A 12,502-nucleotide genomic window follows, 5' to 3' on the forward strand; every position below is an offset into this window, starting at 1 on the left:
ATGAGATTTCTCTAAACGAAAAACGAGAAATAAACCAGATAACAATGGTAAAATATTGGGATGAAAACTAAATTGTAAATTTTTACATCTCGAAATACGTTTCAGTAAAACAATTCGTTATTTATCAAATCAAAAAGGGAATCAAAATTCAATGCATAAAATTCTTTACCTTTTCGCTCTAGTTTTAGGCAGCTTGATATTTGCCCAAGACTTACGCATCCAAGGAAAAATAGAAAACACGAGTCATCAATTGATTTCCTATGCTGATGTTTACTTGTATGATCATCAAAACCAAATTGTCAAGGCAACCATTTCTAAAGAAGGGCTTTTTAGTTTTGAAAATCTAACTTCCCAAACCTATTATTTGCAAATTGAATTGGGTGATTCCGTTCAAAAAGAAGCCTCTTTTTTCCTTTCTGAAAACCGAAACATCCAAATACTATTCAAAAATCAAGAAACGACAATTCAGGAAGTTACCATTTCAGGCAAAAAGAAAACCTATCAAGTTCAAAAAGGAAATATCAATATCGACGTCGCTAATTCTAGCTTGAACAAAGTGGCAACAACGTCCGATTTGCTTTCGAAATTGCCGTTTTTGCAATTGAGCCAAAATGGTGAAAGCCTTTCTATGGTGGGTAAAGGAACGCCTTTGCTCTATTTGGATAATCAAAAAGTGGATTTCATTATGTTGACATCCCTTGCTGTAGATGACATCAAATCAGTAGAAATCATTCGAAATCCATCAGCAAAATACGAAGCCGAAGGCAAAGCGGTTGTCAAAATTATTCTAAAAAATAGCAAAAAGGAAGGTTCCAAATTCAGTGTTACCGAAACCATGACGTTTAACAAACGTTTTAGCAATAACCTTTCTGCAAATTTTCAACAAAAGAAAAACAAAACGGAATGGAAACTAAACGCCGCTTACAACCAAATAAATCATTGGGAAAGTAACGGTTTTGAGTATTCGGTTCCTTCCAAAAATATCCAATCCGATTACATTATCACTTCCGTTACGAAGCGTCCACAACTCGTTTTTGGAGCCAATTTATATCAAGAACTAAATGACGATGGTGATTATATTACGTTAATTTTAAATGCGAATTTACGCCCAGACAAAGGCGACAACAACACGATCACAAACTATTCTGAAAACGGAAAAACTTCAAAAATCAAAACGTTAAATCAACAAGATCGAAATCGAGCAACCGTAAATTCGATACTAAACTACAACAAGGTTTTAAAATCGGTGGATGCTTCCATTTTTACGGGACTGCAATTCACTCGAGAAAGCAATATTGTTGATTATAATTTCTTCAATGAGGTCGATAATTCAGGATTTCAATTAAATCAGTTTCGAAATCAAAATTATGGTGTCAACGCCTATTCGGGAAGAGTTGATATTGAGAAAAAACTTAAAAATGATTATGCAATAGAGTTTGGTGGAAGCCTCACAAAAGCGGAAGCCATTACGGATAACCGAACCGATTTTGCAATCAAAGTAAATCCAGAAATTTTTCAATATTTTTTCAAAGAACACAATTGGGCTTCGTATGTTCAATTCTTAAGTGAAAAGGATAAACTAAGTTTTAGCGGCGGAATCCGAATGGAAACCACTTCTGCAGATGGCATCGACAAAATCAAAAATCAAACAACCATTTCGCGAAATTATGTTGATTGGTTTCCGAATGCTGAAATCAACTACAAACCTAATAAAGATTATAACTACACGTTGAGTTTTAGCAAAACAATCTCACGACCTAATTACGGAAATCTAGCTTCTGGAGGCTTATACGGAAGTCCCTACTTGGAATATGTGGGAAATCCAGAGTTGTTACCAACGTACACCAACACGTTTTCAGCCAATGTTAAATTAAAAAATTGGTCTGTAAATGCATCGTATTATCATGGAAAAAATCCAATCGCTTATAATTTGGTTTATGATGAAAATCGGAATATTTCCAAATTCACTTCTTTGAATTTTGATAAAGAATCGGGTGTTAGTTTGGGACTTGATGCTCCTTTTGAATATAAAATATGGAGTTCACAAAACAGTTTGTCTGTGAATTATTCCAAAACCGAAGATTCCTTAGCACAAGTAAAACAATCAACGCCGTATTTGTATTGGTACACCAACAATACATTAAAATTGGGAAAAGGCTATAATTTCTTGATGGACGCTTCTTGGATCACAGATCGCACCGAAGGTATTTTCGATTACAACGCCATGTTTCTAGTTAATTTTGGTTTAACCAAATCAATCTCAAATTTTGATTTCACTTTACGATACAACGACATATTCCAGCAAAATAATTTTGTACAAAAACTAAATTACGACAAGATTATTACCAAAGGAAGTTTTTACGGAAATACACCAACTGTTTCTCTCGGCATCAAATATAATCTTGGAAAAGTTTCCAATTCGGGATATAAAGAAAAGAGCGTGAACGAAACGGTGAACCGTATTTAGAGCTAATAATTTTCTATATTCGTAATCGAATGGCAACGAAAAACCAACCAAAAATTAATATCAAACTTTCTAATAACCAATTCTTTTGGGAGATTTTCAGTTTTGTACTACTTCTTTTGTATTGGCTGTATATTGTACTTTCTTTTCGTTCATTGCCCGCAACTATTCCGACACACTATAATTTTAAAGGGGAGCCCGATGCTTTTGGAGGTTCTGAAACCATCTTTCTGTTACCCATTATTGGAACATTTATTATGATTGGCCTTTCCGCTTTGAGCAAGATTCCGCATCATTTTAATTACTTAGTCGTAATTACAGAAGAAAACGCCGAAAAGCAATATTCAACGGCATTAACAATGCTTCGATTTTTAAAAATTACTATTCTTTTCGTCTTTATTTTTATTGATTATCGAACGATTCAACTAGCTAAAAAAGAGGATGTTTCGGGACAAAATTGGACTTTTATGATTTTACCACTGATCATTTTTATTCCCGTTATTTATTATATTTTTCAGTCCTTTAGAAAAAATAAAGAAGTTCGTAGCTGATGAATATTCAAGAAAACCAAAACTGGATAAGCCGTTACCAAAGCGTGATAACGTTCGTTTTGCTAGGAATTCAGTACATTTTCATTTCGTTATTCCCGAATTCGTTTTCAAAGGTTACGGAAACATCGTACGCACTCCTTTTGGTTTATGATTTGTTATTTGCGATTCCTATTTTAGTGATCATTCACATGCCTTTGAAAAATCGACGATTACTTTTAGGAGCAATTTTAGCTTTAAGTTTCATCTATTTTTGGCCAAAATTCAAATGGAATACCGTTTTCTTAAACACCTTCATTGCGTTACTCATAAGCAGCAGATATTTATTCTTTGATTTAAGTAAAAGAGATAAAGATCAAATTTCACGGTTAAAAATTCAACAATTTTTCATTTTTTTCGGTGTATTAATGCTTGCTACCAACGTTGAATCCATTTTAGAGTGGACAGGACTTGTCAAACATAAATCTCTTGATGATGGATTAGAATTTTCCAAAGGTGGCGTTATCATGATATTTTCCGGCTATTATTTTTGTGTCGCTTACTTTGAATTTCGAGCCATCCAAAATTGTTTAAGAGAACAAACAGTAGACGAAACTTGATAATTTTTTAATTTTGTCATCGCATTCTACTAAATCCATGAATTCAAAATCTAACGTTCAACGTTTTCGAGAGGAAAATCATCTCACCCAATCGGAACTCGCTTCTAAGGCTGGTGTTTCGTTGCGTACCATTCAGCGGATTGAAGCAGGAAGCATCCCAAAAGGATTTACGTTAAAATCTATTGCAGAGGCATTAAAAAAAGCTCCTAATGATCTACTAGAACAACAGGAAACTTTCGATTTGGAAAGGCTAAAATGGATTAATATTTCGACACTACTTGGACTACTTATTCCTTTTGGTGGAATTTTAGCTCCACTAATTTTGATTCATAAAACGACCGATCAAAAAGTAAAAACACTCGGAAAGAAAATAATAGAAATCCAAATCATTCTCATTCTATTGGTTTCCATTTCCATGATTATAAGTCCTTTTATTCAGAAGTTTTTTTCGCTAAAATTTCCACTTTTTATCATTCCACTACTTACTTTATTAGGTTTAAAAATCATCGTAACGCTTGCAAATGGAGTTTCGTTAGACAAAAACAACAGTTTAGCTATTCGATTGAAAAACAATTTCTTGTAAATTACGACATGCAATTGTCGGCATATTGTCGTATCTCATTTTCTTCTTTTTTGGTGAAATTATTCGAATGTTGATGAAAATTTCAAACCTATGAAAATCATCAAAAAAATTCTTGTCACAATCTTAATTCTAATCATCGTGAGCATTGCAGGTCTGTATCTGTATTTCAATCAAAAATTTACACCGGAATCCAATTATTTAACCGTCCAAAATGAAAGTGGAAAAGTCCCTATGATTTGGACGGATCAATCCAAAACCGCTTTACTACTTCCTATTCAGTTACAAAATAATTCGAAAATCTATTACATGCAATTGGATACGGGGTCACCATATACTCTATTTTACAACAATTCTGTTCAAAAGATTGAAGGAATTACAATAAAAAATAATCGTGTAAAAACTAAAATTAAAATTGGAAACACATTAATTTATTCAGATAAGTTTCAAGTCATTCAAACCAGCTCAAAACCAACTGAAAATTCCATTCAAATAATTGGAACAATCGGTTCTGATATTCTAGAAAATCGATTAACCTACCTTAATTTCAAAAAAAACTATGTCGAATTGAATTTGAAAAATCAACCAAAACTAAACTCAAAAAATACCTTCGAATATTCCTTTAAAAAACGAAAGCTAATCATTCCAGCAACTTTGAAAGGGAACAAAGAACAATTCATTTACGATTCGGGAACCTCTGCGTATGAATTACTAACCAACAAAGAAGTCTGGAATTCATTAAAACTTCAAAATGCTACCGTAACAATTGAAAAAGGAAATTCTTGGGGCAACGTTTTAACAACGTATACAACCCAAACCAACGAAAATATTCGTTTTAATTCGACGCAACTTCCACTTCATGAAATTACGTATGTTGAAGGGTATTCTAAAACGCAATATGCCTTGATGAAGTTGTCAAAAATGACGGGAATGTTGGGAAACAAAATCTTCTTGGACAAAAAAATCTTTATTGACGGAAAAGATCTGAAAATGAACATTTCAAACTAAATTCAAAAGTAAGATTCTAGAATAATTGTACATTTAGTATTCAATTGAATTTTCTTGAATCATGAAATTGAATCTCGTTTTTATCGTATTTGTATTGTTTTTTTGTGGATGTAAAAAATCGTCAAAAACATCAACACAAGAATTCCCACCAAATCCTGATCACATAGAACAGGAAAAATACGACGCAATCCAAATATTGAAATCGAAGAAATGTCTTATTGAAAATCCAGACATTTCAATCAATGGAATTGAGTTAAGAGTCGATGAAACAGCAAATAAAATTATTAGCGAAAACATAACACTAAACCAAAACAACGACTATGTTTTCACAAATGGAACGATTGGAAATAAAATTACGCTAACTCAATTTGAAGGCGACAATAAAAACCAATTTTCGCAGATTTTGGTAGAAGAAAAACATTTAAAAAACGAAAAAATAGATTCAAAGAAAATCGGAATCATCCAAACCAACAATGGAATTAAATTAGGAATTTCTAAGGAAGAATTAATTACAAAACTTGGAAAATGCTACGCTCCAATTGACAGTACGAAAAATGGAATTCAGCCGTATTACTACTTTGAAACCCATCCCAATTCGAAAGAAAACATTCTTACGAAAAATAATCTTCCTGCGTACTCGGCAAAGTATACCTTTTGGAAAAATAAGTTGGTTGCTTTTCAGTTTGGATTCGAATATCCGTAGCTTCGCTAAACAATTTAAATATCTTTACAATTTCGATTCAAAAATATGTTTGATTTCAGACTTCACGTTTTTTATTCAGTCGCGACCCGCCTTAATTTCACAAAAGCAGCCAATGAGCTTTTTATTTCTCAACCTGCAGTAACAAAGCATATCAAAGAAATTGAGCAATACTATCAATGCAAATTATTTATTCGCGGTGGCAATAAAATCGAACTCACAACACAAGGGAAAATCCTATTAAACTACGCGGAAAAAATCAAACATCTATATCAGGAATTAGATTCAGAAATTGATTTTCTAAATCAAGAAAACCAAGGTTTTTTACGAATTGGAATGAGCACAACCGCGGCACAATATGTTTTGCCCAAATATCTCGCTCAATTCAAGAAAAGCTTTCCTCATATTGAGTTGGAATTGCATACAGGAAATACTGAAAATATTGAAAATCTCTTAGCGAATCAAGCAATCGATTTAGGAATTGTTGAAGGAAAATCGAAACGAAGCGGAATGAATTACGCGCCATTTCTTAAGGATGAATTGATTTTGTGCACACAAATAAAAACCTCTAGTAAGTCAATAATCTCCAAAGATGAATTATTGAAAATTCCTTTTGTGCAAAGAGAAAAAGGCTCGGGTTCTTTAGAAATAATTGCTTCGGTTTTGGCTAAAAACAAAATCAAAATTTCTGATCTGAAAACTGAAATTACCTTCGAAAATACCGAAAGTATCAAAAACTATCTGTTAAATTCGAACACATTTGCATTTTTGTCCATTACTGCTATTTATGAAGAGTTACAACATAATCTTCTCAAAATCATCGATGTTGAGGACGTAACGATGGAACGGTATTTTTATTTAATTTCCAATCAAGGTGAAAACTCAAAAACAATCAATTTATTTATTAACTATATAAATAATTATAACTTTTAGTTATAGTTAATAAAAAGAAACAATTTCCATAAATCCTGATTCTATAGGAACTTTGCCCTATAAAATTTGATTTATGAAAACATCATCATCGTTTGGATTTGGAAAAATAGTATTTGTAGGAATTGCTATTTTGTGTTTTACTCCACTCTTCAATCCGCCAATCGCACTTTTCATCGGAATTCTCGTCGCACAACTCATTCAACATCCTTTTCCGCAGTACAATCAGAAAATTACAAGTTTTCTTTTGCAATTTTCAATTGTTGGATTAGGATTCGGAATGAATCTAAATACGGCACTTGCCGCTGGAAAACAAGGCATTTCATTGACGGTTGCATCCATATTTGGAACCTTGTTTCTTGGAGTTTTACTAGGAAAACTATTCAAATCCGATCGAATAACCTCGTTTTTGATATCGGCGGGAACAGCAATTTGCGGAGGAAGCGCCATTGCAGCTTTGTCGCCTGTGGTTAAAGCCAATGAAAAGCAAATAAGCGTTGCATTGGGCGTGGTTTTCATTTTAAATTCCGCTGCATTGTTTATTTTCCCGGCCGTTGGTTCGATGTTGCATTTAACCCAAAATCAATTTGGATTGTGGTGCGCCATCGCCATACACGATACCAGTTCGGTTGTTGGTGCTGCTGCAAAATACGGAACCGAGGCGCTGCAGGTTGCTACTACAGTAAAACTCACCCGAGCTTTATGGATTATTCCACTAACTTTTGCGTGTTCGTTCCTATTTAAAAAGAAAGAAAAGAAAGTCAAAATTCCCTATTTCATTGGTTTGTTCATACTCGCAATTGCGATTAATACGTATTTTCCATTTGTACAAAAATGGAGTCCGAACATCGTATTCCTTGCTACAAAAGGATTAACATTAACTTTATTTTTAATCGGTTCTAATCTGTCATGGAAAAAAATGAAATCCATTGGCCCAATCCCCATATTTCAAGGAGTAATTTTATGGCTTTTTATTTCAATAACAGCTTTGGTCTTCATTAAAAATTTCATGTAGTATCTAATTTTAATATGTATCTTTAAACTACATAATCTTTCTATGCAAAAGCCTTATTTACTCACGGAAAACTAAAAGCTAAAACCAACCAAGTTGAGAATCTAGCCAAAATACTTTTGGACGCTGCCGACTTAATTTCAGAAGCTTCGGGCTGTCAACTTTATGTGGTTGGCTCCGACTCTAACGAACCGAATTCCGTTTTTGTCACCGAGATTTGGGACACCAAAGAAAATCATGATTTATCCTTGCATATTCCTGGCGTTAGAGAACTTATTATGGAAGCGATGCCTCTATTAGACGGACCGCCAGCAAAAGGGCAAGAAATCCAATTATTCGGAGGACACGGAATCTCATAAAGAAAAGAAAACTGCATGTTCAATTTTAAAATTCAACATCCTGGAATTGTTTCGGATTACTTTAAAAAACTAGAAATTTTTGATTTCGATGAAGCTTGCGACTACATTGCAAAGCTCCCCTATAAAAGAAATTCGGAAAAAGAAAATCCTGCAATCGCCCTCATTGACCACTATGGAACATGCAGTACAAAACATGCTTCTCTGCGAAAACTAGCACTAGAGCAAGGTTTTCCTGATGTAAAATTGATTTTAGGAATATTTAAAATGAATAGTGAATATACACCAAAAATCAAGAATACGTTGGATGCTAATCACTTAACGTATATTCCGGAAGCCCATAATTATTTAAAAATTCAAAACACCTATTTCGATTTTACGAGAGTTAATGCTTCCTATACAGATTTTCAACCTTTGCTTCTTGATGAATTAGAAATTGAGTTTGACGAAATCGCAACTAAAAAAGTTCAACTTCATCAAAACTATCTAAAACAGTGGATTATCGAAAATCAATACAACTTATCACTAACCGATATCTGGAAAATCCGAGAACAATGTATCTCGGATTTGCAAAATGAAATACCTATAAATACGGTTTAAGAAATATCAAAATATAAGGTGCTAAAAAAGCCGTAAGTATTCCGTTAAATATCATTCCAACACTGGCGAAAGCGCCATATTTATCTCCAAATTCCATCGCACGCATCGTTCCCATGGCATGAGAAGCCGTTCCCATAGCAATACTTTGGGAAACCGGATTTGTAATACGAGCCAAACTCAACAATTGAAAACCAGCCATACTTCCTAACAAACCCGTTAATATAACCGCTGCTGCAGTAATAGACGGAATTCCACCTACCGATTTAGAAACCTCTAAAGCAATGGGGGTACTTACCGATTTTGGTGCAAGCGACATAATTACTTGAGTTTCTGCTCCCATTATTTTCGCAAGGAAAACTACGGCAAATAGCCCAAAAATACAACCCACAAACTGACTTAATAAGATGGCGCCAAATTGCTTTTTAATATTATCCCATTGTAGATAAAGCGGGATCGCCATGGCGACAATGGAAGGTTTTAGTAAGAAATCAATATGTTGACCCGCCAACTGGTACTTTTCGTATGGAATTTCTAAAATCAATAAATAGCCAATAAGCACTGCTGATGATAAAATTATAGGATTAAAAATGATCCATCGTCTTTTCGCAGAAAGCAGGATTCCTAACGAATATAAAGCTACCGTTAAGAAAAAAAGCCAAATCGTATTATCTAAAAAACTCATTTTTTTCTTCTCATTATTTGGTGTGTAAATCCAGTAACCAGCACGACGGCAATTGTACTTCCAACAACCGCCACGACTATTGCCCAAATAGAATTCCCAAGAACATCAAAATAATTAAGCATCGCGACGCAAGGAGGAACAAAGAAAATCCCAATATTGTTAATTAAAAAAGAAGTAACACCATCAATTTCATCCAATTTCACCCACCTCATCTTCAAAATAAAAAGCAACACCAACATCCCTATAATACTCGAAGGAATCTTAATACCTGATAGCGAAACAACTAATTCTCCAATAGCCAGACAGCCAAAAACCAAAGCAACTTGCTTTACCAAATTCATGATTTGAATATTTACGTACAAAATTAGGTAAAATCGCTTGAGTAAAAGGAAAATCACATGACAATTATGGCTCAATTTTTGACTAGAAAAAATACGATAACACTTAAAAATATTCTAATTTATCCGTATATTTAAAAATAATTTTTAGAAATGGAAATACAAATACGTCCCGAATTGCATAGTGAATACGAACTTGTTGAAAAAGTAAACCGTGATGCATTCAACCGTGATGAAGAAGCACTATTAGTTCAAAAAATAAGAAAAACGCCAAATTACATTCCCGAATTATCTTTAGTTGCGAGCAAAAAAGATATTGTTATTGGGCATATCATGTTCACTAAAGTTCGCATCATCAACGAAGACACGGAGTTTCCCAGCATTGCGTTGGACCCAATGTCCGTTGCTCCTAAATATCAAAAAAAACACATTGGTTCTCAATTGGTTTTAGCTGGCCTAGATGCCGCCAAAGAATTAGGATATCCACATGTTATTGTTTTAGGCCATGAAAACTATTATCCAAAATTTGGATTTGTTCCTGCAAAAACATTTGGACTACTTCCTAGCTTTGATGTTCCATCCACCTATTTTATGGCAAGGGAACTCACAAAAGATTCTTTAGCTAAAATTAAAGGCTTTGTCGTTTATGATGATGTATTTTCGGAATTATAACAACCAAAATTTGCACCTCGACAAGCATAATCGGAAACCACAATAAATCTAGAAAATTATGATTATCTTATTTTGAGAAATAAAGACCAGAAAAAAAACAGTTTATTGTCTCAAAATGATACAATAAGAATACACACAAATAAAAACAGCCTGAAACCCGCGTTCAGACTGTCTTTTTTAATAATTTGGGGAATATTAATGTAATTTTTTTCTAGATCAAATGAGTCAATTTTCAATTCCTAATTTCAACACCATCTCCTTTATTGTCTCACGTTAAGATATTCGCTTTTTTTTACCCATATCTTTATCGTAAATATAGTTAATATTTTCAATAATGCAAATTTATTTTAATTTTTATACGCTTTTTTTATGAATTTAATATTTAATTCTATTATAGAACCGTTTCTGCGTCCAGATTTTTTTTCGTTTCGATTAAGTTTTAAATAAAAAAAAAGTGATGTCACTTTGAGAAAGTAAACATCACTTTTAAAAATCAAAAAACATGTATTTTCTATGGGTAAGGAGCAATCTGAACCTTTAACCCATCAATTTCTTGTGTAATTGGGATTTGACAGCCCAATCTTGAATTATCTTGAACATGGAACGCTTCCGCCAACATCGCATCTTCTTCATCTTCCATAGCTTGCAATTGATCTTCTCCTTTTAAAACATAAACTTGGCACGATGCACACATCGCCATTCCACCACAAACACCAATTGTTCCCTCTTCTGCCAATTCATAAGAACGAATAACTTCCATTAAATTCATCGACATATCCGTAGGTCCTACAACTTGATGTAAAGTTCCCTCACGGTCGATAATTTCTAACTGAATATCTTGCTCCGTCATGACTAGTCAATTTTTTTAACAACCGCTTTTTCGGCTTCTTTACGGCTTCCATCAAAACCATCAACACCACTTACGGTTGTATATTTCAAAACGAATTTTTTTCCTGGATTCAATCGCTGGTAAACGCTTTGACACATCAATGTTCCTTCGTGGAAACCACATAGAATCAGCTTCAATTTACCTGGGTAGGTATTGATATCTCCAATCGCATAAACACCTTCGATATTCGTTTGATAATCTAATGCGTTGTTCACTTTAATTGCATTTTTCTCAATTTCTAATCCCCAATTAGCAATGTCACCTAATTTTGGTGTTAAACCAAAAAGCGGAATAAAATAATCCGTTGCAATATCAGTCTGCTCACCTTCTTTTTCAATAGTAATCGCTTCAATATGCCCGTTTCCTTTCAAACCAACCACTTCTGCAGGCGTAATCAAATTGATTTTTCCTTGGTTTTTCAATTCTTGAACTTTATCAACGGAATCAAGAGCTCCTCTAAATTCGTTACGACGGTGAATCAAAGTAACCTCAGCGGCAACATTAGCTAAGAAAATACTCCAATCTAATGCGGAATCTCCACCACCGGCAATAACGACACGTTTATTGCGAAAATGTTCTGGATCTTTCACAAAATATTCCACTCCATGATCTTCATAGGAAGCAATATTCTCCAAATCCGGCTTTCTAGGTTCAAAAGTTCCCAATCCTCCAGCAATAGCAATTGCTTTTGCACGGTGAATAGTTCCTTTATTTGTAACCACTTCAAACCACTCATCATCAATTTTGGTTAATGTAGCAGCCGTTTCGCCCAACGTAAATCCTGGTTGAAACTGTTTAATTTGCTCCATTAAATTATCCACCAACTCCCCTGCATTTACAGAAGGAAAGCCTGGAATATCAAAAATAGGTTTTTTAGGATACAATTCAGCCAACTGCCCACCTGGTTGAGGAAGAGCATCAATAATATGGCATTTTATTTTAAGAAGTCCGGCTTCGAAAACAGAAAATAAACCTGTAGGTCCGGCACCAATAATCAATAAATCGGTTGTAATCATTGTTTGATTTTTTTACAAAAACAATTGGGCAAAGGTACGCATTTTATTGAAAAGGAGAAGTGACTCTTGTCAGCCAAATCGGTTAATAATGCTTATTAATTCAGAAAA

The 12,502-nt window shown here is 33.9% G+C and carries 14 protein-coding genes and 1 pseudogene; 11 read left to right on the forward strand and 4 right to left on the reverse strand.

Features of this window, described 5'->3' with window-relative positions:
* The first annotated feature begins 151 nt into the window (after positions 1-151).
* The 10 genes and pseudogenes from AC5XHR_RS12455 (at position 152) to AC5XHR_RS12500 (ending at position 8,797) form a co-directional block, all read left to right on the forward strand.
* A complete protein-coding gene (locus AC5XHR_RS12455) occupies positions 152-2,467 on the forward strand; it encodes a TonB-dependent receptor domain-containing protein (protein ID WP_495951126.1) in 2,316 nt (771 codons plus the stop codon).
* Between the two features lie 29 nt (positions 2,468-2,496).
* On the forward strand, positions 2,497-3,015 hold the full coding sequence (locus AC5XHR_RS12460) for a DUF1648 domain-containing protein (protein ID WP_495951127.1): 519 nt from the start codon (positions 2,497-2,499) through the stop codon (positions 3,013-3,015).
* Positions 3,015-3,611 (forward strand): hypothetical protein, encoded by a 597-nt coding sequence (locus AC5XHR_RS12465; RefSeq protein WP_495951128.1) that lies wholly within the window; start codon positions 3,015-3,017, stop codon positions 3,609-3,611. The genes AC5XHR_RS12460 and AC5XHR_RS12465 overlap by 1 nt, the downstream gene beginning before the upstream one ends.
* 37 nt (positions 3,612-3,648) lie before the next feature.
* Complete coding sequence (locus AC5XHR_RS12470) at positions 3,649-4,194, forward strand: helix-turn-helix domain-containing protein (RefSeq protein ID WP_495951129.1); 546 nt, start codon at positions 3,649-3,651, stop codon at positions 4,192-4,194.
* A gap of 90 nt (positions 4,195-4,284) precedes the next feature.
* Positions 4,285-5,199, forward strand: coding sequence for a hypothetical protein (locus AC5XHR_RS12475; RefSeq protein WP_495951130.1), 915 nt, complete (start codon positions 4,285-4,287; stop codon positions 5,197-5,199).
* Between the two features lie 61 nt (positions 5,200-5,260).
* The gene (locus AC5XHR_RS12480; RefSeq protein ID WP_495951131.1) at positions 5,261-5,902 is read left to right on the forward strand and encodes a hypothetical protein; all 642 of its coding nucleotides are present in this window, start codon (positions 5,261-5,263) and stop codon (positions 5,900-5,902) included.
* Between the two features lie 45 nt (positions 5,903-5,947).
* The gene (locus AC5XHR_RS12485; protein ID WP_495951132.1) at positions 5,948-6,832 is read left to right on the forward strand and encodes a LysR substrate-binding domain-containing protein; all 885 of its coding nucleotides are present in this window, start codon (positions 5,948-5,950) and stop codon (positions 6,830-6,832) included.
* Positions 6,833-6,905: 73 nt separating this feature from the next.
* Positions 6,906-7,844 (forward strand): YeiH family protein, encoded by a 939-nt coding sequence (locus tag AC5XHR_RS12490; RefSeq protein ID WP_495951133.1) that lies wholly within the window; start codon positions 6,906-6,908, stop codon positions 7,842-7,844.
* Positions 7,845-7,918: 74 nt separating this feature from the next.
* Positions 7,919-8,200: pseudogene (locus AC5XHR_RS12495) on the forward strand (putative quinol monooxygenase); the annotation flags it as partial.
* Between the two features lie 15 nt (positions 8,201-8,215).
* On the forward strand, positions 8,216-8,797 hold the full coding sequence (locus AC5XHR_RS12500) for a hypothetical protein (RefSeq protein ID WP_495951134.1): 582 nt from the start codon (positions 8,216-8,218) through the stop codon (positions 8,795-8,797).
* On the opposite strand, the gene AC5XHR_RS12505 is transcribed toward AC5XHR_RS12500, so the two are convergent.
* Both AC5XHR_RS12505 and AC5XHR_RS12510 read right to left on the reverse strand, forming a co-directional pair.
* The gene (locus AC5XHR_RS12505) at positions 8,781-9,479 is read right to left on the reverse strand and encodes an LrgB family protein (protein WP_495951135.1); all 699 of its coding nucleotides are present in this window, start codon (positions 9,477-9,479) and stop codon (positions 8,781-8,783) included. The two genes, AC5XHR_RS12500 and AC5XHR_RS12505, sit on opposite strands and share 17 nt — an antisense overlap.
* Entirely contained in the window at positions 9,476-9,820 is a 345-nt protein-coding gene (locus tag AC5XHR_RS12510) for a CidA/LrgA family protein (RefSeq protein WP_495951136.1), read from the reverse strand. The genes AC5XHR_RS12505 and AC5XHR_RS12510 overlap by 4 nt, the downstream gene beginning before the upstream one ends.
* Before the next feature lie 150 nt (positions 9,821-9,970).
* Between AC5XHR_RS12510 and AC5XHR_RS12515 the strand changes: the two genes are divergently transcribed.
* Positions 9,971-10,489, forward strand: a complete 519-nt coding sequence (locus tag AC5XHR_RS12515; protein ID WP_495951137.1) for a GNAT family N-acetyltransferase — start codon at positions 9,971-9,973, stop codon at positions 10,487-10,489.
* Positions 10,490-11,000: 511 nt separating this feature from the next.
* Here AC5XHR_RS12515 and AC5XHR_RS12520 read toward each other — a convergent pair.
* On the reverse strand, positions 11,001-11,339 hold the full coding sequence (locus AC5XHR_RS12520) for a 2Fe-2S iron-sulfur cluster-binding protein (protein WP_495951138.1): 339 nt from the start codon (positions 11,337-11,339) through the stop codon (positions 11,001-11,003).
* Between the two features lie 2 nt (positions 11,340-11,341).
* Positions 11,342-12,394 carry an NAD(P)/FAD-dependent oxidoreductase gene (locus AC5XHR_RS12525; RefSeq protein ID WP_495951139.1) on the reverse strand — a complete coding sequence of 351 codons (1,053 nt, stop codon included), beginning with the start codon at positions 12,392-12,394 and terminating at the stop codon, positions 11,342-11,344.
* Positions 12,395-12,502 lie beyond the last annotated feature (108 nt).

This window comes from Kaistella sp. CFF1-2, from assembly GCF_059509915.1.

Excerpts from the sequence above, each read along its gene's own strand:
- AC5XHR_RS12515 (WP_495951137.1), top strand. The coding sequence starts at position 9,971 with ATGGAAATACAAATACGTCCCGAATTGCATAGTGAATACGAACTTGTT.
- AC5XHR_RS12490 (WP_495951133.1), top strand. The coding sequence starts at position 6,906 with ATGAAAACATCATCATCGTTTGGATTTGGAAAAATAGTATTTGTAGGA.
- AC5XHR_RS12485 (WP_495951132.1), top strand. The coding sequence starts at position 5,948 with ATGTTTGATTTCAGACTTCACGTTTTTTATTCAGTCGCGACCCGCCTT.
- AC5XHR_RS12470 (WP_495951129.1), top strand. The coding sequence starts at position 3,649 with ATGAATTCAAAATCTAACGTTCAACGTTTTCGAGAGGAAAATCATCTC.
- AC5XHR_RS12465 (WP_495951128.1), top strand. The coding sequence starts at position 3,015 with ATGAATATTCAAGAAAACCAAAACTGGATAAGCCGTTACCAAAGCGTG.
- AC5XHR_RS12455 (WP_495951126.1), top strand. The coding sequence starts at position 152 with ATGCATAAAATTCTTTACCTTTTCGCTCTAGTTTTAGGCAGCTTGATA.
- AC5XHR_RS12520 (WP_495951138.1), bottom strand. The coding sequence starts at position 11,339 with ATGACGGAGCAAGATATTCAGTTAGAAATTATCGACCGTGAGGGAACT.
- AC5XHR_RS12460 (WP_495951127.1), top strand. The coding sequence starts at position 2,497 with ATGGCAACGAAAAACCAACCAAAAATTAATATCAAACTTTCTAATAAC.
- AC5XHR_RS12475 (WP_495951130.1), top strand. The coding sequence starts at position 4,285 with ATGAAAATCATCAAAAAAATTCTTGTCACAATCTTAATTCTAATCATC.
- AC5XHR_RS12505 (WP_495951135.1), bottom strand. The coding sequence starts at position 9,479 with ATGAGTTTTTTAGATAATACGATTTGGCTTTTTTTCTTAACGGTAGCT.
- AC5XHR_RS12525 (WP_495951139.1), bottom strand. The coding sequence starts at position 12,394 with ATGATTACAACCGATTTATTGATTATTGGTGCCGGACCTACAGGTTTA.
- AC5XHR_RS12480 (WP_495951131.1), top strand. The coding sequence starts at position 5,261 with ATGAAATTGAATCTCGTTTTTATCGTATTTGTATTGTTTTTTTGTGGA.
- AC5XHR_RS12500 (WP_495951134.1), top strand. The coding sequence starts at position 8,216 with ATGTTCAATTTTAAAATTCAACATCCTGGAATTGTTTCGGATTACTTT.
- AC5XHR_RS12510 (WP_495951136.1), bottom strand. The coding sequence starts at position 9,820 with ATGAATTTGGTAAAGCAAGTTGCTTTGGTTTTTGGCTGTCTGGCTATT.